This window comes from Mesorhizobium sp. M0060 (assembly GCF_040323155.1).
GTDB lineage: Bacteria > Pseudomonadota > Alphaproteobacteria > Rhizobiales > Rhizobiaceae > Mesorhizobium.
This window is the reverse complement of the sequence record NZ_JAMYUP010000001.1, coordinates 280,753-300,458: the sequence shown is the minus strand read 5'-3', so window position 1 is coordinate 300,458 and position 19,706 is coordinate 280,753. Positions and strand designations below refer to the sequence as shown.

18 protein-coding genes are annotated in these 19,706 nt (G+C 64.7%); 13 read left to right on the top strand and 5 right to left on the bottom strand.

What is annotated here, in order from left to right; all coding sequences use genetic code 11:
* The first annotated feature begins 12 nt into the window (after positions 1-12).
* On the top strand, positions 13-1,440 hold the full coding sequence (locus NKJ94_RS01395) for a gamma-aminobutyraldehyde dehydrogenase (protein WP_352522603.1): 1,428 nt from the start codon (positions 13-15) through the stop codon (positions 1,438-1,440).
* A 50-nt stretch (positions 1,441-1,490) separates the two neighbouring features.
* On the opposite strand, the gene nhaA is transcribed toward NKJ94_RS01395, so the two are convergent.
* The 5 genes from nhaA to NKJ94_RS01370 form a co-directional block, all read right to left on the bottom strand.
* Positions 1,491-2,687: a Na+/H+ antiporter NhaA gene (nhaA, locus tag NKJ94_RS01390; RefSeq protein ID WP_352522602.1), complete on the bottom strand. Its 1,197-nt coding sequence runs from the start codon at positions 2,685-2,687 to the stop codon at positions 1,491-1,493.
* Positions 2,688-2,776: 89 nt separating this feature from the next.
* Positions 2,777-3,340 (bottom strand): ActR/PrrA/RegA family redox response regulator transcription factor, encoded by a 564-nt coding sequence (locus tag NKJ94_RS01385; RefSeq protein ID WP_352522601.1) that lies wholly within the window; start codon positions 3,338-3,340, stop codon positions 2,777-2,779.
* Positions 3,341-3,403: 63 nt separating this feature from the next.
* Positions 3,404-4,729: an ActS/PrrB/RegB family redox-sensitive histidine kinase gene (locus NKJ94_RS01380; protein ID WP_352522600.1), complete on the bottom strand. Its 1,326-nt coding sequence runs from the start codon at positions 4,727-4,729 to the stop codon at positions 3,404-3,406.
* 101 nt (positions 4,730-4,830) lie between these two features.
* A complete protein-coding gene (hrpB, locus tag NKJ94_RS01375) occupies positions 4,831-7,431 on the bottom strand; it encodes an ATP-dependent helicase HrpB (RefSeq protein ID WP_352522599.1) in 2,601 nt (866 codons plus the stop codon).
* A 74-nt stretch (positions 7,432-7,505) separates the two neighbouring features.
* Complete coding sequence (locus NKJ94_RS01370) at positions 7,506-8,396, bottom strand: DMT family transporter (protein ID WP_352522598.1); 891 nt, start codon at positions 8,394-8,396, stop codon at positions 7,506-7,508.
* A gap of 27 nt (positions 8,397-8,423) precedes the next feature.
* On the opposite strand from NKJ94_RS01370, the gene NKJ94_RS01365 reads away from it, so the two are divergent.
* The 12 genes from NKJ94_RS01365 (at position 8,424) to ptsP (ending at position 19,702) form a co-directional block, all read left to right on the top strand.
* Positions 8,424-9,113, top strand: coding sequence for a PIG-L deacetylase family protein (locus tag NKJ94_RS01365; protein ID WP_352522597.1), 690 nt, complete (start codon positions 8,424-8,426; stop codon positions 9,111-9,113).
* Positions 9,114-9,356: 243 nt separating this feature from the next.
* On the top strand, positions 9,357-10,688 hold the full coding sequence (locus NKJ94_RS01360) for an ABC transporter substrate-binding protein (protein ID WP_352522596.1): 1,332 nt from the start codon (positions 9,357-9,359) through the stop codon (positions 10,686-10,688).
* 112 nt (positions 10,689-10,800) lie between these two features.
* Entirely contained in the window at positions 10,801-11,748 is a 948-nt protein-coding gene (locus NKJ94_RS01355; RefSeq protein WP_031211681.1) for a carbohydrate ABC transporter permease, read from the top strand.
* On the top strand, positions 11,745-12,695 hold the full coding sequence (locus NKJ94_RS01350; RefSeq protein ID WP_352522595.1) for a carbohydrate ABC transporter permease: 951 nt from the start codon (positions 11,745-11,747) through the stop codon (positions 12,693-12,695). The genes NKJ94_RS01355 and NKJ94_RS01350 overlap by 4 nt, the downstream gene beginning before the upstream one ends.
* On the top strand, positions 12,692-12,892 hold the full coding sequence (locus tag NKJ94_RS01345) for a hypothetical protein (protein ID WP_352522594.1): 201 nt from the start codon (positions 12,692-12,694) through the stop codon (positions 12,890-12,892). Before NKJ94_RS01350 ends, NKJ94_RS01345 begins: the two co-directional genes overlap by 4 nt.
* Positions 12,893-12,895: 3 nt before the next feature.
* Positions 12,896-14,008 (top strand): ABC transporter ATP-binding protein, encoded by a 1,113-nt coding sequence (locus NKJ94_RS01340; RefSeq protein WP_352522593.1) that lies wholly within the window; start codon positions 12,896-12,898, stop codon positions 14,006-14,008.
* Positions 14,001-15,014, top strand: coding sequence for an ABC transporter ATP-binding protein (locus NKJ94_RS01335; protein WP_352522592.1), 1,014 nt, complete (start codon positions 14,001-14,003; stop codon positions 15,012-15,014). Before NKJ94_RS01340 ends, NKJ94_RS01335 begins: the two co-directional genes overlap by 8 nt.
* Before the next feature lie 66 nt (positions 15,015-15,080).
* Entirely contained in the window at positions 15,081-16,724 is a 1,644-nt protein-coding gene (locus tag NKJ94_RS01330) for a dihydroxyacetone kinase subunit DhaK (protein ID WP_352522591.1), read from the top strand.
* 80 nt (positions 16,725-16,804) lie between these two features.
* Positions 16,805-17,407 (top strand): dihydroxyacetone kinase subunit DhaL, encoded by a 603-nt coding sequence (dhaL, locus tag NKJ94_RS01325; protein ID WP_352522590.1) that lies wholly within the window; start codon positions 16,805-16,807, stop codon positions 17,405-17,407.
* Complete coding sequence (gene dhaM, locus NKJ94_RS01320; RefSeq protein WP_352522589.1) at positions 17,404-17,793, top strand: dihydroxyacetone kinase phosphoryl donor subunit DhaM; 390 nt, start codon at positions 17,404-17,406, stop codon at positions 17,791-17,793. Before dhaL ends, dhaM begins: the two co-directional genes overlap by 4 nt.
* A 21-nt stretch (positions 17,794-17,814) precedes the next feature.
* The gene (locus NKJ94_RS01315) at positions 17,815-18,117 is read left to right on the top strand and encodes an HPr family phosphocarrier protein (RefSeq protein ID WP_352522588.1); all 303 of its coding nucleotides are present in this window, start codon (positions 17,815-17,817) and stop codon (positions 18,115-18,117) included.
* The gene (gene ptsP, locus NKJ94_RS01310) at positions 18,101-19,702 is read left to right on the top strand and encodes a phosphoenolpyruvate--protein phosphotransferase (protein WP_352522587.1); all 1,602 of its coding nucleotides are present in this window, start codon (positions 18,101-18,103) and stop codon (positions 19,700-19,702) included. The genes NKJ94_RS01315 and ptsP overlap by 17 nt, the downstream gene beginning before the upstream one ends.
* The last annotated feature ends 4 nt before the right edge of the window (positions 19,703-19,706 follow it).

Below are 19,706 nucleotides of genomic sequence, written 5' to 3'. Positions count from 1 at the left end.
GGAGAGACTTCCATGGACACGCAGATGCTGATCGGCTCGAAGTTCGAAAGGGGCACCGAGACCGAGGAACCGATCCTCAATCCCAAGACCGGGGCGACCATTCTCAACCTGCCCGAAGCCAGCCCGGCGCAGATCGAGGCGGCGGTGCTTGCGGCCGAAAAAGCCTTCGTCACCTGGTCGCGCACCACGCCGGCGCAGCGCGCCGGCTATCTCCTGAAGATCGCCGATCGTATCGAGGCTGACGCGAAGGATTTCGCCGACCTCGAGGCGCTGAACTGCGGCAAGCCGATCAATGCCGTGCTCAATGACGAGACCCCGGCGATCGTCGACTGCTACCGCTTCTTTGCCGGAGCGGTCCGCTCGATGCCAGGTGTGGTCGCCGGCGAATATCTGCCCGGCCACACCTCGATGGTCCGGCGTGATGCCATCGGCATCGTCGCTTCCATCGCGCCGTGGAACTATCCGCTGATGATGATGGCGTGGAAGCTGGCGCCGGCCATCGCCGGCGGCAACACCGTCGTCTTCAAGCCGTCGGAGCAGACGCCGCTGACGGCGCTGAAGCTGGCTAAAATCCTTGCCGAGATCCTGCCGGAAGGCGTCGTCAATGTCGTGCTCGGCCGCGGCGACAGCGTCGGCAACACGCTGATAAACCATCCGAAGGTCAACATGATCTCGATCACCGGCGATGTCGCCACCGGCAAGAAGGTGCTGCAGGCCGCCGCCAAGTCGGTCAAGCGCACCCATCTCGAGCTCGGCGGCAAGGCGCCGGTCATCGTCTTCGACGACGCCGATCTCGGCGCGGTGGTCAACGGCCTGCGCGCCTTCGGCTACTACAATGCCGGCCAGGACTGCACCGCCGCCTGCCGCATCTATGCCGGCAAGAAGATCTACGACAAGCTCGTCGCCGACCTCTCCTCTGCCGTCTCGACCATCAAGTATAATCGTCCCGACGATACCGAGAACGAGATCGGGCCGCTGATCTCGCGCCGCCAGCGCGACCGCGTCTCGAGCTTCGTCGAGCGCGCCTCGGAGCTCAAGCACATCGAGATCACCACCGGTGGCAAGCCGGGCGAGGGCTCCGGCTTCTTCTATCAGCCGACCGTCGTCGCCGGTGCGCTGCAGGAAGACGAGATTGTGCGCCGCGAAGTGTTCGGTCCGGTGGTCTCGGTCACCCGCTTCTCCGAAGTCGACGAGGCCGTGAACTGGGCCAATGACAGCGACTACGGCCTGGCGTCATCGGTGTGGACCAAGGACGTTTCGCGCGCCATGGCGACGGCGGCCCGCCTGCAATATGGCTGCACCTGGATCAACACCCATTTCATGCTGACCAATGAGATGCCGCATGGCGGATTGAAACAGTCCGGCTACGGCAAGGACATGTCGCTCTACGCGCTGGAGGACTATACCGCCGTCCGCCACGTCATGGTTGCGCACGGGTAGGACCCGGACGCGGGAGAAGGCGGCCTGAAGGGCAGGAAGGGGCGGCGCGACTATTCTTGCGGCTCCTCCGCCTCCTCACCCGCCGCCGGCGCGATCAGAAGCACAGCGGCGCCGAGGATCGCGGCAATGAAAGAGCCGGCGAGGATGCCGACCTTGACCGCATCCTGCAGAGCGACGTCGCTGGCGAAGGCGAGCAGGCCGATGAACAGGCTCATGGTGAAGCCGATGCCGCAGAGCAGCGAAATGCCGATCATGTGCAGCCAGCCGGCATTGACCGGCAGATCGGCAAAGCCGAGCCGGATGGCGAGCGCGGAAGACCCGAACACGCCGACCAGCTTGCCGGCGACGAGACCCGCGGCGACGCCGAGCGTCAGCGGCTCGACCAGGGCGGCAGCGCTGAGACCGCTGAGCGAAACGCCGGCATTGGCAAAACCGAAGATCGGGATGACGAAAAAGGGTACGATTTTGTGCAGGCCGTGTTCGAGCCGGTGCAGCGGCGAATGGTCGAGATCGTGGCCGCTGCCCGGCGAGATCTTCAGCGGTATGGTGAGGGCCAGCGCGACGCCGGCGAGCGTGGCGTGGACCCCGGATTTCAGCACCAGCACCCACAGGACGACGCCGAGCACGATATAGGGCAGCAGCGTCAGCACCCGCATGCGGTTGAGCACCACCAGCAGCGCGATGACGGCGAAGGCGGCGCCGAGATAGGCGAGCGACAGCCCGCTGGTATAGAACACCGCGATGATGAGCACGGCGCCGAGATCGTCGATGATGGCGAGCGCGGTGAGGAATATCTTCAGCGAGCCCGGCACGCGGCTGCCGAGCAGCGACAGCACGCCGAGCGCAAAGGCGATATCGGTGGCGGTCGGGATCGCCCAGCCGGACAGAGCGGCCGGATTGTTGCGGTTGATGGCGACATAGACCAGTGCCGGAACCGCCATGCCGCCGGCGGCGGCGATGCCGGGCAGCACGCGGCGCGGCCAGGTGGAGAGCTGGCCGTCGAGCATCTCACGCTTGATCTCGAGGCCGACCAGCAGGAAGAACACCGCCATCAGGCCGTCATTGATCCAGTGCGAGACGCTGAGCGGTCCGAGATAGGCGTGAAGGGCGGAGAAATAAGCCTCGGCGAAAGGCGAATTGGCGACGATCAGGGCAAGTGCCGCTGCCGCCATCAGGATGAGGCCGCCGGCCGCCTCGCTGTCGAGGAATTCGCGAAGCATGGAGACCCGCCGCTTTTCGTCCTGCATGTTGTCTCCGTCCTGCGGCCGGCAGGGCCGGCGTCATTGCGCGATGATGCGCAAACACCGACAGCGGGGCAAGTCTGTTGTCGGACCCTTTAACGCGGCGCGCGCTTGGCGAGAATGCGTTGCAGCGTGCGGCGATGCATGTTCAGGCGGCGTGCGGTTTCCGAGACATTGCGGTCGCACATTTCGTAGACGCGCTGGATGTGCTCCCAGCGCACCCGGTCGGCCGACATCGGATTTTCGGGCGGCGCTGCGCGTTCGCCCGCCGTGCGGGTCAGGGCAGCAAAAATATCGTCGGCATCAGCCGGCTTCGACAGATAGTCGATGGCGCCGAGCTTTACCGCCGTCACCGCGGTGGCGATGTTGCCGTAGCCGGTGAGGATGATGGCGCGGGCGTCGTCGCGCTTCTCGCGAATGGCGGCAACGACGTCGAGGCCGTTGCCGTCGGCGAGCCGCATGTCGACCACCGCATAGGCCGGCGGATTGGCGCGCGCCTTGGCAACCGCCTCCTCGACACTCTCCGCCGTCTCGACCACAAAACCCCTGGTTTCCATGGCGCGGGCAAGCCGCGTCAGGAACGGCTTGTCGTCGTCGACGATCAGCAGCGAGGTGTCATCGCCTTCGACCATTGCGCCAATCGTTTCATCGCTACTCATCGTGCTGACAATCCTGCTGCCTGATTTTTACGCAGATATAGTTTCGCGACGCTATTGTCCAATTTACGCAGTATCGAACATGCTGGCCGAAGCCGATTCGGGGTTGAGAAAGACGCTGCGCGGCCACGATATCTGAACGATAGCCCCCTCGCCCGGCTCGCTCGAATTGCGAAAATCGAGCGTAGCGCCGGAGCGCTCGAGCAAGGTCTTGGCGATGAAAAGCCCGAGGCCGAGACCGCCGCCGGCTTCGGTGCCCTGGCGCGTCGACATATAGGGCTCGCCGATGCGGTCGATGATTTCCGGCGGAAAGCCCGGCCCGTCATCGATGATCGAGAAGCTTACAGCGGCCTCGCTCCAGCTCCAGCCCACCGTAACGCTCTTGCGGGCGAAGTCGACGGCGTTCTCGACCAGATTGCCGAGGCCGTAGATGACGCCGGGATTGCGCCGCCCCACCGGTTCGGGACCGATGCGCTGGCCAGGCCGAAGCTTGATCGAGATGCCGAAGTCGCGGTGCGGGGCCGTCACTTCCTCGACCAACGAGGTCAGCGGCAAGCGCGAGAGATGTGCCTCGCTCTCGGAGGACAGGCTGGTCAGGCGCTTCAGGATTTCACGGCAGCGTTCGCTCTGCGAGCGCAGCAGCTTCACGTCCTCGCCGTATTTGGGATCGGCGCCGAGCGCCTTCTCCATCTCCTTGGCGACAAGCGTGATGGTGGCGAGCGGCGTGCCGAGCTCGTGCGCGGCGGCCGCTGCGAGACCGTCGAGGGCCGAGAGATGCTGCTCGCGCTGCAGCACCAGTTCGGTGGCGGCGAGCGCGTTGGCGAGCAGGCGCGCTTCCTCGGCCACCCGGAAGGCATAGATCGCGGTGAAGGCAATGGAACAGAACACCGCCATCCACATGCCTGCGACATAGATGAACGGCATCGCCAGCGGCGCGTCCTCATGCCAGGGCAGCGGCAGGTGGTGGAAGACCAGCAGCGTCGCCGCCACCATGACAAGCGCGCCGAGGATGGCGGTCAGCCGCAGCGGCAGCGATGTCGCCGAGATGACGACGGGCACCGTCATCAGCAGTGAGAACGGATTGGTGAGGCCGCCGGTCATGTAGAGCAGGCCGGCAAGCTGCAGGCTGTCGAAGGTCAGGATGGCAAAGGCCGAGAACGGGGTAAGCCGATGCGCCGCCGGATAGCGGAAGGTCAGCAACAGGTTCATCCAGGCCGAACAGGCGATCAGCGCAAAACATATGCTGACCGGCAGCGGGAATTTTAGCCCATAGGCGACAACAAGGACGGTCAGGCTCTGGCCGACGATGGCAAGCCAGCGCAGCCTGATCAGCGTGTTGAGGCGCAGCCGCTGGCTTTGCTGGAAGTCGGGCGCGTGCAGAATGTTTATCATGGCCGGATTATAGAGCGGAAACCGCCGGAGGTCTTTTCCGAAAACCGGGACCACTTTCCGCTGACGCGGACCTTCGGTTTGGGATCATGGTCTGGGAAGCATCAGGTACCACGTGGCTTGGCGCGGCGGGTGGCGGTGGCGAGAAGCGGGTTCTCCGGCCAGACATGCTTGGGATAGCGGCCGCGCATGTCGGCCCGCACATCGGCCCAGGAGCCGCGCCAGAAGCCGGGCAGGTCGCGCGTCGTCTGGATCGGCCGGTGCGCCGGCGACAGCAGTTCGAGCGTCAGCGGCACCTTGCCGTTGGCGATCGCGGGATGCCGGTCGAGGCCGAACAGCTCCTGGACGCGGATCGCCAGCACCGGCCATTCGCCGTCATAGCGGATCGGCAACCGACTGCCCGACGGCGCGTCGAAATGGGTCGGCGCGAATGTGTCTATCTTGCGCTGCAATTCGTGCGGCACCAGCGTCATCAGGCCAGCTGAAAGCACGCCGGGATCGATCGCCGCAAACGACGCCGCGCCGGAAAGGAACGGCAGCAGCCAGTCGTCGAGGCGCTCGATGAGCGCGGCATCGGAGACATCGGGCCATGGCGCGCCGAGGCCGCGATGCAGCCAGCCGAGCCGCTGCCGCAATGTCTCCGCTTCCCTGCTCCACGGCAACAGCGACAACCCGTGTTCGCGCAAGGCGTCGAGAATGGCGCGATCCGCGTCGGCACCGCTCGGGGCCGGCAGCATGCGTTCGGACAGCGTGATGGCGCCAAGACGAACCGTTTCGCGCACCCGCACCGCACGCCTGTCGCGGTCGAAGCTTACGTCGCGGCGGGTCTCGATCTTTTCCGCGAGCGCGGATCGAATATCGGCCTCGTCGATTGCCGCCGCCGCGGTGATGCGGGCGTTCTGCGCCTTGCCCTGCAGGTCGGCGACGACGAGCCAGGTTTCGCCTGCCAGCGGATCGGCGGCGTCGAGCATGGCGCCCGAGCCATTGGCAAGCACGAAGCGGCCGCGCTCGCCGCGCGCCCTGGCAACGCGATCCGGCCAGGCATGGATGAGGAGAGCGCCGACGCTACCCTCCCCCTTGAGGGGGTCCGAAGGACGGACGAGACCCGTGGCTCGCGCCGGCACGTCGATCCGCGAAGCGGAGCGGCGTCGGGTCGGGTCGGGGACGCCATCGGCGACCCGTCTCCCTCGCGTCGGCTCGCTCGCCGACCCTCCACTCGAGGGAAAGGGTGAAACCTGCTTTGGCAATCGCTCGGCAAGCTGCCGGGCGGCGGTGGCGCGCGGCGATCTTTCGGCGCGAAAGCGCATCAGCCGTCGTTCGAGGTCGGCGCCGTCGCCACCAAGGCCGCGCTCGGTCAATAGCACGGCGAGCATCGCCGCCTCGAGCGCCTGGCCGGTCCTTGTAGCCTCGGCGACCATGTGGGCGAGCCGCACCGGCAGAGCCAGCCTGCGCATCGCGGCACCTTGCTCCGTCAGGCGCCCTGCCGCATCGACGGCATCGAGCGCGCGCAGCAGCGCCCTTGCCTCGTTGAGCGCCGGGGCCGGCGGTGGGTCTAGGAAAGACAGGCTCGTCGGGTCGGCAACGCCGAAAGCCGCGCAATCGAGCGACAGGCCGGAAAGATCGGCTTCGAGGATTTCCGGCGGCGTGAAGGCTGGAAGTGCCGCCGTCTGCTCGGCTCGCCATAGCCGGATGGCGACACCCGGCTGCGTGCGCCCGGCACGGCCGGCGCGCTGGTCGGCGGAATCGCGGGAAGCACGCACCGTCTCCAGCCGCGTCAGGCCGCTGGCCGGCTCGTAGCGCGGCAGCCGCGACAGGCCGGAATCGATGACCACACGCACGCCGTCGATGGTGATGGAGGTTTCGGCGATCGACGTCGCCAGCACCACCTTGCGGCGGCCGGGCGGCGCAGGCTTGATCGCCGCGTCCTGCGTCTTGTTGTCGAGCATGCCGTAGAGCGGCACGATGTCGGTGTCGGCATTGACCTTGCCGGCCAGCCGCTCGGCAGTGCGCTCGATCTCGCGCTGGCCGGGCAGGAAGGCAAGCACGCTGCCTTCCTCCCCGGCAAGCGCCGAGCGGATCGCCTTGGCCATGGCATCCTCGATGGCGATGCCGGCCGGTCGCTCGTCATAGCGAATGTCGACCGGGAAGGCGCGGCCTGCGCTCTCGATCACCGGCGCGCCGGAAAGCAATCTTGCGACACGCGCGCCGTCGAGCGTCGCCGACATGACCAGCAGCCTGAGGTCGGGCCTCAGCGCACCCTGCACGTCGAGTGCCAGCGCCAGCCCGAAATCGCCATCGAGCGACCGCTCGTGGAACTCGTCGAACAGTACCGCCGAGACACCGGGCAGTTCGGGGTCGTCAAGGATCATGCGAGACAACACGCCTTCGGTGACGACGAGGACCCTGGTCTTGGCAGAAGCGCGGTTTTCCATGCGCATGGCATAGCCGACCGTTCCGCCCGGCTCCTCGCCGATGAGCTCGGCCATACGGCGGGCGGCAGCGCGAGCGGCGAGCCGGCGCGGCTCAAGCAGGATGATCTTTCCAGCGCCGAGCCATCCAGCGTCGAGCAGCGCCAGCGGAACCAGCGTCGTCTTGCCGGCGCCGGGCGGCGCCACCAGCACGGCGCTGTTGCCTTGTCCGAGCACTTCTTTGAGGGCCGGCAGGACAGTGGAGACCGGCAGGTCCGGCAAAGGTTTTGTGGTCATTGTCCTAGGATGTGTACCAGGTGGCAGCGATCGCATATCAGCGGTGCTGGTCGCCCCGCAACGTTGGCGCCAGCTCAAAGCCGGGTCCGCGAAAAAGGGTTCCAGCGCACCGTACCAAGCCGCACCTCCTCGCGCACCATCGTCAGCAGGCCGGAACCGCCGACCACGGCGAGCCCGACCAGCGACAGAAAATCGGGATATTCCCTGAAGAACACGGCGCCCAGGACCACCGCCCAGACGATCTGCGAATAATGCGTCGGCGCGATGCGGTTGGCCGGTGCGTATTTGACCGCCAGGAGATGCAGCAGCTGGCCGCCGGCGGTAAACGCGCCGGCCAGCACCAGCCAAGCCCATTGCCTTCCATCCGGCAGCGAGAACGCGGTAGCCGCCGCACCGACGCCGTTGAAGAGCAGGCCGTAGCCGATCAGCACGCCGAGCATCGTCGTGCGCTTCTCCTGCGCGGCGAGCGAACGCATCAGGATGACATTGGCGGCGGCCAGGAAGGCGATGATGAACGCAGCCAGATGACCGAGATGCAATTCGCGAAACCCCGGCCTGACAACCAGCATGACGCCGGCAAAGCCGGCGACCACCGCCAGCCACCGCCATGGGCCGACCTTCTCCTTGAGGACCAGCGTGGCCAGAATGGTGACGAACAGTGGCGCCAGGAAGATCAGCGCATAGACTTCCGCCAGCGGGATGGTGGTGAAGGCGTAGACGCTGAGCACGCCCGATGCGATGCCGGCCAAGGCGCGGGCCTGCACCGCCCAGGGCCGGTTGGTCCGCCAGAAATCACGCCAGCGCTCTCCAGTCGGCCTGGCAAAGAGCAGAAAGCAGCCGGCAAACAATGTCGAGAAGAAGCCGATCTCGAAGACGTTGAACTGCCCGCCCAGGCTTTTGACAACGGCGTCGCTGCACGAATAGCTTGCATATGCGATGAGGGCGAGCAGAATTCCGTTGGGCACGTTTTTCCATTTCCGGGAGAGATGAGAGTGAAGATATTGGCGCTTGGCGCGCATCCGGACGACATCGAGATCTTCATGTTCGGTACGATGGCCGCCTATGTCGCGCAAGGCGCAAAGCTCTTTTTTGCCATAGCCACCGACGGCGCCAGGGGCGGCTATGGCGATCCGGCTGCGCTGGCCCGCACGCGCCGCAAGGAGGCGACTGCGGCGGCCGGTCTGCTTGGCGTGACGCCGCGTTTCCTCGACTTTCCGGACGGCGCGCTGGTGGCGGATGCCGCGCTAATCGGGGCGCTGAAGGCGCTGATCGGCGACATAGGGCCGGATCTGGCGATCACCCACGCGCCAAATGACTATCATGGCGACCACCGCACGCTGTCGGACGGCTTGCGCATCGCTGCGTCATTTTCGGTCCCGGTACTGCATGCCGACACGCTCGGCGGCACCGGGTTTTTGCCGACGCATTACGTCGACATCTCCCGGCATTTCGATCTCAAGGCGGAAGCGATCCGGGCGCACCAGTCGCAGGACCCCGAACGTTTCGTCGACACGGCACGCACACAGAACGCCTTTCGCGCGGGCCAGTGCAACGGTGCGTCCGGCGCCTTCGCCGAGGCCTTCCGCTTCGAGCCGGTTTTCCCCTTCGCCGACATCCGCGCCCTGCTGCCGCCGCCCCCGGTGATCCGTCCGGTGACGGTCAGCGACAAGATGGTCAAATGAGCCGGCACCCCGCGTGCCAAACAACCTGACAGAAGCCGCCTTTCCTGAACCAGCGCCCGGAGCCGACGCGCCATGCTGCGGTGCAGCGACGAATTCGCTTGCCTTGTTTAGTAAAAATTGCATCACTAAACAAATTACTAAACATCCGGCGCGTTGCCCCGCCGTTGTGTTTGGGCCCCCGAGGAGGGGTTAGCGGGCTCTTGAAACCGTCATCCGGACGCGTTTCGCAAATGGGAGGAAGGCATGAAATCGACCTTGAAACTGGCGTTGGGACTGGCCTCGACACTCTTTGCGTCGACAGCCGTTTCGAACGTCGCGCAGGCAGAAGATCTGACGCTTTGCTGGGCAGCCTGGGACCCGGCCAACGCGCTTGTGGAATTGTCCAAGGACTTCACCAAGGAGACCGGCATCGGCATGAAGTTCGAGTTCGTGCCGTGGACCAACTATGCCGACCGCTTTCTCAACGAGCTGAACTCGCACGGCAAGCTGTGCGACCTGATCATCGGCGACAGCCAGTGGATCGGCGGCGCTGCCGAGAACGGCCACTACGTCAAGCTGAACGACTTCTTCGACAAGGAGAAGATCAGCATGGACGATTTCGTGCCGGCGACCGTCGTCGGCTACTCGGAATGGCCGAAGAATTCGCCGAATTACTGGGCGCTGCCGGCCATGGGCGACGTCGTCGGCTGGACCTATCGCAAGGACTGGTTCTCCAAGCCTGAGCTACAGAAGGAATTCAAAGAGAAATACGGTTGGGATCTCGGCCCGCCGACGACCTTCGACCAGCTGAAGCAGATTGCCGAATTCTTCCAGAAGCGCGAGATCGACGGCAAGACCGTCTATGGCGCCTCGATCTATACCGAGCGGGGCTCCGAAGGCATCACCATGGGCGCCATGGACGTGCTCTACAGCTTCGGCTTCCAGTACGAGAACCCGAAAAGGCCCTACGAGATGGAAGGCTTCGTCAACTCCGAGAAATCGGTGAAGGGGCTGGAGTTCTACAAGGCGCTCTATGATTGCTGCACCCCTCCGGGCGCTTCGAACAGCTACATGGGTGAAGGCGTCGATGCCTTCAAATCCGGCCAGGTGGCGATGCATATGAACTTCGCCTTCACCTGGCCAGGCTTGCAGAAGGACGAGAATGTCGGCGGCGACAAGATCGGCTACTTCGTCAATCCCAAGGGTCCGGACGGCGACCAGTTCGCCCAGCTCGGCGGCCAGGGCATCTCGGTGGTCTCCTATTCCGACAAGCAGGAAGCCGCGCTCAAATACATCAAATGGTTCGCCAACAAGGACGTGCAGTCCAAATGGTGGTCGCTCGGCGGCTATTCCTGCCTGAATGCAGTCGTCAAGGACCCGGGCTTCCCGGCCAGCCAGCCCTACGCGCAGACCTTCCTCGACTCTATGGCCATCGTGAAGGACTTCTGGGCCGAGCCAAGCTATGCCCCGCTGTTGCAGGCATCGCAGAAGCGCTTCCACGACTATGTCGTTGCCGGCCAGGGCTCGGCCAAGGACGCGCTCGACGGCCTGGTCAAGGACTGGACCGAGGTGTTCCAGGACGACGGCAAAATGTAACCGGCTCCTCCCGAGCCCATGACCGAACCGTCCCGTGCCGCCCTTGGCACGGGACACAGTTCAGATAAATTCCATTGTCGAGACGATCGAAGTGACCGAAGCAGGACTGACCATGCTCAATCGGACTGCGGACAGCGTTGCCCGGGCTACGCCCGAGCCGTTGGCCCGCAAGGTCCGGGGCATCAGCGACAAGGGCCTCGCCTGGCTGTTCATCTCGCCGACGATCCTGTTGCTTTTAGCCATCAACATCTTCCCGCTGTTCTGGGCAATCTATCTGTCCTTCACCAATTTTCGCGCCAATCGTCCCAATGAGGTGGTGAAGAACCTCGGGCTGGCCAACTACAAGCGCATCCTCGCCGACCAGGATATCTGGATCGCCATGCAGACGACGGCGCATTTCGTGTTCTGGACCATCCTGCTGCAGACGCTGATCGGCTTTACGCTGGCCTGGCTGATCGACCGCAAGTTCCGCGGCCACGCGTTCTGGACGACCATCATCTTGGTGCCGATGATGCTATCGCCGGCGGTGGTCGGCAATTTCTGGCGCTTTCTCTACGAGCCGCAGATCGGGCTGTTCGCCTATGCCGTCTCGTTCGTCACCGGCATTCCGGCAACCGAGATCAGCATGCTCTCCAACGTGTCGCTCGCGCCATGGTCGATCATCATCGTCGATACCTGGATGTGGACGCCTTACGTGATGCTGATCTGCCTCGCCGGCCTGCGCTCGATCCCCGAATACATCTATGAGGCGGCCGAGGTCGACCGCGCCTCCAATTGGCGGCAGTTCTGGTCGATCACCCTGCCGATGGCGCTGCCCTTCATCATGCTGGCGGTGCTGTTTCGCGGCATCGAGAACTTCAAGATGTTTGACATGGTCAATCTGCTCACCGGCGGCGGGCCGGGATCGACCACCGAAGTGGCCTCGATCACGCTGAAGCGGCAGGCCTTCGAAAGCTGGCGGACGGGCTATTCCTCGGCCTTCGCTATCATCCTGTTCGTCGCGGTGTTCGGCCTTGCCAACATCTACGTCAAAGCGCTCAACAAGGTGAAGCAGAGATGAGCCTGACGTCAGCCCATTCTGTCGTAGCACCCTCGGCCACGTCGAAGCGCGTCGCCGGCACGATCATCGTGCTTTATGCGCTGATCTCGATCGTGCCCCTGCTGTGGATCTTCGCCACCAGCTTCAAGACGCCACCGGATTCGATCGCCTATCCACCAAAGATCCTGTTCCAGCCTAGCCTCGAAGGCTACTGCAACCTGTTCACGACGCGGACCAGGCAAACGCCGGAATACATCAACTCGCTGGGGCCGGCGACGGGCCTGTGCGACGAGACGGTGCGCAAGCGCAACATGGTGATCGCCGGCCCGTCGAACTTCATGCCGCGCTTCCTCAATTCGCTGATCATCGCCTTCGGCTCAACCTTCTGCGCGGTGTTCCTCGGCACGCTGTCGGCCTATGGTTTTTCGCGCTTCAAGGTGCCGCTTGCCGACGACCTTTTGTTCTTCATCCTGTCGACGCGCATGATGCCGCCGATCGCGGTCGCCATTCCGATCTACCTGATGTACCGGGAGCTTGGCCTGTCGGACACGGCGCTCGGCATGATCCTGCTCTATACGGCGGTCAACGTGTCGCTGGCAGTCTGGCTGCTGAAAGGCTTCATCGACGAGATCCCGCGCGAATATGAAGAGGCGGCGATGATCGACGGCTACACCAGGCTGCAGGCGTTCTGGCGCACCGTGCTGCCGCAGGCGACCACCGGCATTGCCGCGACCGCCATCTTCTGCCTGATCTTTGCCTGGAACGAATATGCCTTCGCCGCGCTGCTGACCTCGGGCACGGCACAGACCGCGCCGCCCTTCATCCCGACGATCATCGGCGAAGGCGGCCAGGACTGGCCGGCGGTCGCGGCCGGCACGACGATCTTCCTGGTGCCGATCCTGGTCTTCACCATCCTGCTTCGCAAGCAATTGCTGCGCGGCATCACCTTCGGCGCGGTGCGCAAATGAGCCTGACCGCAAAACGCAAATCGCGCTGGCCTGTCTGGGCCAGGCGCGGGCTGATGGAAAACGTGGCCACGGCGATCATCGCCATCGGCTTCCTGATGCTGTTCCAGCCCTTCGCGCTGGCGCTCTACACCTATTCCTTCATCACCATGCTGGCCGGCACGGCGATGTTCATCATCGTCTCGAAGTTCCCGGAGTAGACGATGGCCGAGATCAGAGTCGAACATCTGAGGAAGGCATTCGGCGATTTCGTCGCCGTGCAGGATTCCAACTTCGTCGTCGAGGACGGCGAGTTCTTCGTCATGCTGGGTCCATCGGGCTGCGGCAAGACGACGACGCTGCGCATGATCGCCGGGCTTGAACTGCCGACCGGCGGCAAGATCCTGCTCGACGGCGAGGACGTCACCATGCGGCGCGCCCGCGAGCGGGACATCGCCTTCGTGTTCCAGCTGTTTGCGCTCTATCCGCACATGAATGTGAGGAAGAACATCGGTTTTCCGCTGCTGGCGCAAGGTATGCCGCGCGCCGAAATCCGGACCCGGGTGGGAGAGACGGCGAAGCTTTTGCGGATTGACCATCTGCTCAACAAATCCGTCTCCGGCCTTGCCGGCGGCGATCGCCAGCGCGTGGCACTCGGCCGCGCCATCGTGCGGCGGCCAAAATGCTTCCTGATGGACGAGCCGCTCGGCACGCTCGACACCGAATTCCGCGACCTGATGGTCCATGAGCTGCGCGAGCTGCACAACCGCATCCACGCGACCACCGTCTATGTCACGCATGACCAGATGGAAGCGATGTCGATGGCCGACAAGATCGCGGTGATGAACCATGGCGTCATCGAGCAGTTCGGCACGCCGCGTGAGATCTACGACCGGCCGGCAACGATGTTCGTCGCCGACTTCATCGGCTCGCCGCCGATGAATTTCCTCGGCTTCGGCGGCGGGCTTTCAAAGGGCGCCAAGGAGATCGTGGTGCAGGGCGCCAAGGTGGCTGTGCCGGAGGTGCGCGAGGATATCGCTCCGGCCGAGATGGCGCTTGGCATCCGGCCGGAGCACATCCGCTTCGATGATACTTCGAAGCTGCGTGGCGCCATTTATGGCACGGAATATCTCGGCACCACGCAGATCGTGGCGGTGGAGACGGCGGACGGCATCATCAAGGCCAGGGTGCCAGCCGAAATCCGGCTCAATCCGGGCGATCATGTCGGCTTGGCGCTGAGCAGCGCGCGGCTGTCGCTGTTCGAACAAGGATCCGGCCGTGCGGTGCGCACCGAAATCCATGACGCGGCCTCTCAGGGAAGAGCGCATCATGGCTGACGTTCACATCAAAGGCGTGACCAAGGCTTTTGGCGAGCGTATCGCCGTCGACAATCTCGACCTGCATATTGCCGACGGGGAATTCGTCGTGCTGCTCGGGCCGACCGGCGCCGGCAAGACGACGACGCTCAGGCTGATCGCCGGGCTGGAGCGGCCGGAGGCGGGCTCGATCCATATTGCCGGGCACGACACGACGACGCTGTCGCCGGCCGAGCGCGACACCGCTTTCGTCTTCCAGCAATATTCGCTCTATCCGCATCTGTCGGTCTACGACAATCTCGCCTTTCCGCTGCGCTCGCCGGCGCGGAAAATGCCGGAGGACCAGATCCGCCGCCGCGTCGAGGACGTGGCCAAGATGGTGCGTATCCACCACAAGCTCTCCAATCGCTCGACCAAACTCTCCGGCGGCGAGATGCAGCGCGTCGCCATCGGCCGCGCGCTGGTGCGCAAACCTTCGATCTACCTAATGGACGAGCCGCTGTCGTCGCTCGACGCCAAGCTGCGTGCCGATCTCAGGCTCGAGCTGAAGCGCATCCAGGCCGAGCTCGGCGCCACAATGCTTTACGTCACGCACGACCAGATCGAAGCGATGACCATGGCCGACCGCATCGGCATCCTCGCCGACGGCGTGCTGGTGCAGATCGGTTCGCCGCGCACGATCTATTCTGAGCCGGCAAACCTTCATGTCGCTGCCAGGCTCGGCCAGCCGGCAATCAATTTGTTGCCGGTCGGGCTGCTGCCGGATGCGGGCGCGCCGGCGGGAACGGAGACCATCGGAGCGCGCACCGAACATCTCTCGATCGCGAAGGCCGCGAACGGCCATGCCGACGGTGTCGTCGACTGGGTCGAGCATCTCGGCGACCAGAACCATCTGCACGTGACGGTGGGGACCAGGAAGCTGGTGACGCTGACCGACCCCGACACCGATCTGGCGCAGGGCGACAAGATCATGATCCGCTATCGCTCGCCGCTGTATTTCGGCGCCGACGGGCGAAGGCTGACGTGAGCGGTTTTTCCTAGCAGTGCTTGCAATTCTGACTGACGATTTCGGGCACAGAACTGGACGAATTCGATGAAGCATTTTTTCAATCGCAGGGACACGATCGTCACCGAAGCCCTGGACGGTTTTCTCGGCACGATCGGCGCCGGTGATCTCGCTCGCCTCGACGGCTATCCCGAGATCAAAGTCGTTCTCCGTGCGGACTGGGACAAGAGCAGAGTGAGCATCGTCTCCGGCGGCGGGACCGGGCACGAACCCGCCCATGCCGGCTTTGTCGGCATGGGCATGCTGACGGCGGCGGTATTAGGCGAGATCTTTGCTTCGCCGAGCGTGGAAGCGGTGTTGGCGGCGATCCGCGCCGTGACCGGTCCCGCCGGGTGCCTGCTGATCGTCAAGAACTACACGGGCGATCGCCTCAACTTCGGGCTGGCCGCCGAGAAGGCGCGCGCCGAAGGCTTTCGCGTCGAGATGGTGATTGTCGCCGACGACATCGCCCTCCCGGACATTGCCCAGCCGCGCGGCGTTGCCGGCACCTTGCTCGTGCACAAGATCGCCGGCCATCTGTCGGAAGCAGGCATTGATCTGGCGGCGGTCGCAGCGGCGGCGCGGGCCGCGGCGGCGGATATCGTTTCCCTCGGCATATCGCTGTCATCCTGCTCGATCCCCGGTCAGAGCCATGAAGAAAGATTTGGCGCCGATGACGCCGAACTCGGCCTCGGCATTCATGGCGAACCGGGCGTTGAGCGGATTGCGGTGCAAAGTGCCGAAAGACTGGTCGCGATCATGTCGGAGCGCCTTGCCGCGCGGCTCGATCCCGCCAGCGACTACGCCTTGCTGATCAACAATCTCGGTTCGGTGCCACCGCTGGAAATGTTGCTTGTCGCCAATGCGGTGTTGGCTTCACCGCTGGCACGAAAGGTGACGCTGACGATCGGGCCCGGGCAGCTTATGACGGCGCTCAACATGAACGGTTTTTCCCTGTCGCTGATCCGGCTCGATGCGCCGCGCGAAGCGGCGTTGCGAGCGCCGGTCGGGCCTCACGCCTGGATGCCGGCAAGAGCCGTTCGCCCAGTGAGCATCGTCCCGGTGGCCAAAGCCGCCGGCCCGGGCAACGCGTCGAAAGCCAGCCAGGATGCGCCCAGCGAGCGGCTGATCATCGCGATCTGCGAACGGCTGATCTCGCTTGAAGGCACGTTGAACGGACTGGACGCCAAGGCGGGAGACGGCGACACTGGATCGACGGTGGCGGCCGGTGCGCGCAGCGTGCTTAGCCGCCTTGAGACACTGCCGCTCGCCGACCCTGCCGCAACCCTCGCCACCGTGGGCGACATCCTGAGCGCCAGCATGGGCGGCTCCAGCGGCGTGCTGCTGTCGATCTTCTTCACCGCCGCCGCGCAGGCGTTGGCGTCCGGCGCGACTCTTACCAAGGCGTTGCTCGCCGGCCTCGATCGGATGTCCTTCTATGGCGGAGCGAGGGTCGGCGATCGCACGATGATCGATGCCCTGGAACCCGCTTTGAAGGCGCTGGATAGCGGCAGTCTGGAGGACGCGGCGGTCGCGGCGCGAAGCGGCGCCGAGGCCACCGCTGCCATGCGCAAGGCCAAGGCTGGGCGGTCCGTCTATATCGGCAGTCATCTCGACGGCGTGGTCGACCCCGGCGCCTTTGCCGTCGCCGAGGTCTTCACTGCCCTCGCCGCGTTGCTAGAAACCGCCTGACGGAGCGGAGGATGCTTCAATTGCCGGATACGCAATTTTCTCGTACTGCCGTCAGCGCAGGGGCCAGGAGCATGGGTGACATGGCGGCAGCGGATCTTTCCAGGCTGATCAAGGCGGCGGCAAACACGATCGCCGCCCATGCCGAAGAGCTGACCAGGCTCGACCAGGCGATCGGCGACGGCGACCATGGGCTCAACATGAAACGCGGCTTCGAGGCAGTGCGGGCCGAGGCCGACGCGTTCGCGGCAAAGCCGTTGCCCGAGGCGCTGAAGGCGATCGGCACCAAACTGGTGATGACGGTCGGCGGAGCTTCCGGGCCCTTGTTCGGCACGCTGTTCATGGCGCTCGGCAAGGAGATTTCCGCCGTGCCGAATCGCGCCAATCTGGCCGCAGCCTTCGGCAAGGCAATCGAAGCGGTGGCCGCCAGAGGCAAGTCGCAGGCCGGGCAAAAGACCATGCTCGACGTGCTGCAGCCGGTGCATGAAGCCCTGCTGCGGGGAAAGACAGCAGGGGAAATCGTCGATATTGCTGACAATGCAGCCGAGGCGACCGTGCCGATGAAGGCCTTGCGCGGACGCGCCTCCTTCCTTGGCGACCGTTCGATCGGCCATATGGATGCCGGAGCACGCTCGACCGCACTTCTGGTGCGGGCCGTCGCCGAAGCAATCGAGGGGCGCGCATGAGCAATGTCGGCATCGTCATCGTATCGCATTCGCCGCTGGTCGCCGAAGGCACCGCAGACATGGTGCGGCAGATGGTCGGCGACGAAGTGCCGCTTGCATGGTGCGGCGGAAACGGCCATGGCGGGCTGGGAACCAATGTCGAGGCGATCATAGGCGCCATCGACAAGGCCTGGTCGGAGGCGGGTGTCGCAATCCTCGTCGACCTCGGCGGCGCCGAGACCAATAGCGAGATGGCGGTCGAAATGATCGGCGAACCACGCGCCCAGAAGATCATCGTCTGCAATGCGCCGATCGTCGAAGGCGCGGTGATGGCGGCGACCGAGGCTTCCGGCGGCGCCTCGCTCAGGGAAGTGGTGGCGACGGCGCACGAATTGTCGCCGTCGTGAACGAACGGGAATTTTGACAGCATGTCCGCAGCAGCCGAAGCCAGCGTCCTGATCACCCATGAGGTTGGACTGCATGCGCGCCCCTCGGTGAAATTCACCAAGCTTGCCAAGACGTTTTCGGCCGAGGTCGAAGTGGCGGTCGCCGCCAACGGGCCGTGGTTCGACGCCAAGAGCATCGTCAAGGTGATGGCAGCGAAGGCGCCGAAAGGTACTGTCCTGCATATCAGGGCCAAGGGCGACGGCGCCGGCGAGGCGGTCGGCGCGCTGGTCGAGCTGGTGCGGCGCGATTTCGACGAAGGCAAGGACCATGCCCGAACCGCTTAGGCTGCAGGGCATTTCGGCATCGGCCGGCTATGCCGAGGGGCCGCTGTTCGACCTGGATCAGGCTGCTGTGCGTTATGTCCGCAAGGCGAGTGCCGCGGACGAGAAGGCGGCGCTTGAGACCGCCATCGGCATTGCCGCAGGCCGGCTCGCCGCATTGATCGAAACCAGTGACGGCGAGGCGTCCGAGATCCTCGAATTCCAGCTCGCCATGCTGGAGGACGACGCGCTGACCGGTCCGGCCTTTTCGCACATTGCCGAGAGCACAGCCGCTGATAGGGCCTGGCGGCAAGCACTCGACGCCGAGATAGCCGGCTACGAAACATCCGATGAGGACTATTTCCGGGCTCGCGCCGCCGACATGCGCGATATACGCGACCAGGTGCTGCGCGCGCTGACCGGGGGCGGCGACATTGCCGCCCCGGCGGGTGCAATCTTCTACGGCGAGGATATCGCACCGACGCGCTTCCTCGAAACCGACTGGAGTGCCGGCGGCGGCATAGCGCTTAAAGCCGGAAGTGTCGCAAGCCATGTCGCCATGCTGGCGCGATCGCGCGGCGTACCCATGGTAGTGGGTCTTGGGCCGGCCGGGTTCGGTGCTTCGCCGGCTCACCTTGCCGAAATCGCGCTGCTCGACGCTGAGCATGGCGGCATTGTGTTGGCGCCGTCGAAAGCGGAGATCGATGCATTCCGGCGATCATCGTCGTCGTTCGCGGCGCATCGCGACAAAGCGGCAGCCTATCTGACGCGGCCGGCAGCAACGAAGACCGGCGTAGCGGTCCGGGTGCAGGTCAACATCGCCGATCCATCCGATGTCGACAGCATTGATGTCGCGACTTGCGACGGTGTCGGGCTGATGCGGACCGAATTCCTGTTCGGCAAGACGCTGCCGGACGAGGAGACGCAATATCGCGCCTACCGCAAGGTGCTGGAATGGGCAGGCGACAGACCCGTGACCATCCGCACAGTCGATGCGGGCGGCGACAAGCCTGTGCCGGGCCTCACCGTCGAGGAAACCAATCCCTTCCTCGGCCTGCGAGGGATCAGGCTGTCGCTGGCGCGTCCGGAGGTCTTTCGCGTGCAGATCCGCGCCTTGCTACGCGCCGCCGTGCACGGCAATCTGAAGGTGATGTTCCCGATGATCGCCGTCCCGGAAGAGTATGAGCGCGCCGCGACGCTGTTCGCGGAAGAGCAGGCCGGCCTTTCCGCACGCGGTATCGAGCAAAGGATGCCGCCGCTTGGTATCATGGTCGAGGTGCCTTCGGTGGCTATTGCGCCGGAGGCATTCGCCAGGGCCGCTTTCTTCTCGATCGGATCGAACGATTTGACCCAATATGTGATGGCCGCCGCTCGTGACAATGCGTCGGTCGCGCATCTGAATTCCGTCAGGCACCGTGCCGTTCTCCGGCTGATCGCCTCGGTTGCCGGCTTCGGCCGCGAGCACAAGATCCCGGTCAGCCTGTGTGGCGATGCCGGCGGCGACCCAGCCTCGATCCCGGCGCTGCTCGAAGCCGGCCTGCGTGATCTCTCCGTCGCTCCCGCCCAACTCGCCATGGCCAAGGCGGCCATCGCGGACATGTCGATCTAGGCGC

Excerpts from the sequence above, each read along its gene's own strand:
- NKJ94_RS01395 (WP_352522603.1), top strand. The coding sequence starts at position 13 with ATGGACACGCAGATGCTGATCGGCTCGAAGTTCGAAAGGGGCACCGAG.
- nhaA (WP_352522602.1), bottom strand. The coding sequence starts at position 2,687 with ATGCAGGACGAAAAGCGGCGGGTCTCCATGCTTCGCGAATTCCTCGAC.
- NKJ94_RS01385 (WP_352522601.1), bottom strand. The coding sequence starts at position 3,340 with ATGAGTAGCGATGAAACGATTGGCGCAATGGTCGAAGGCGATGACACC.
- NKJ94_RS01380 (WP_352522600.1), bottom strand. The coding sequence starts at position 4,729 with ATGATAAACATTCTGCACGCGCCCGACTTCCAGCAAAGCCAGCGGCTG.
- hrpB (WP_352522599.1), bottom strand. The coding sequence starts at position 7,431 with ATGACCACAAAACCTTTGCCGGACCTGCCGGTCTCCACTGTCCTGCCG.
- NKJ94_RS01360 (WP_352522596.1), top strand. The coding sequence starts at position 9,357 with ATGAAATCGACCTTGAAACTGGCGTTGGGACTGGCCTCGACACTCTTT.
- NKJ94_RS01355 (WP_031211681.1), top strand. The coding sequence starts at position 10,801 with ATGCTCAATCGGACTGCGGACAGCGTTGCCCGGGCTACGCCCGAGCCG.
- NKJ94_RS01350 (WP_352522595.1), top strand. The coding sequence starts at position 11,745 with ATGAGCCTGACGTCAGCCCATTCTGTCGTAGCACCCTCGGCCACGTCG.
- NKJ94_RS01345 (WP_352522594.1), top strand. The coding sequence starts at position 12,692 with ATGAGCCTGACCGCAAAACGCAAATCGCGCTGGCCTGTCTGGGCCAGG.
- NKJ94_RS01340 (WP_352522593.1), top strand. The coding sequence starts at position 12,896 with ATGGCCGAGATCAGAGTCGAACATCTGAGGAAGGCATTCGGCGATTTC.
- NKJ94_RS01335 (WP_352522592.1), top strand. The coding sequence starts at position 14,001 with ATGGCTGACGTTCACATCAAAGGCGTGACCAAGGCTTTTGGCGAGCGT.
- NKJ94_RS01330 (WP_352522591.1), top strand. The coding sequence starts at position 15,081 with ATGAAGCATTTTTTCAATCGCAGGGACACGATCGTCACCGAAGCCCTG.
- dhaL (WP_352522590.1), top strand. The coding sequence starts at position 16,805 with ATGGCGGCAGCGGATCTTTCCAGGCTGATCAAGGCGGCGGCAAACACG.
- dhaM (WP_352522589.1), top strand. The coding sequence starts at position 17,404 with ATGAGCAATGTCGGCATCGTCATCGTATCGCATTCGCCGCTGGTCGCC.
- NKJ94_RS01315 (WP_352522588.1), top strand. The coding sequence starts at position 17,815 with ATGTCCGCAGCAGCCGAAGCCAGCGTCCTGATCACCCATGAGGTTGGA.
- ptsP (WP_352522587.1), top strand. The coding sequence starts at position 18,101 with ATGCCCGAACCGCTTAGGCTGCAGGGCATTTCGGCATCGGCCGGCTAT.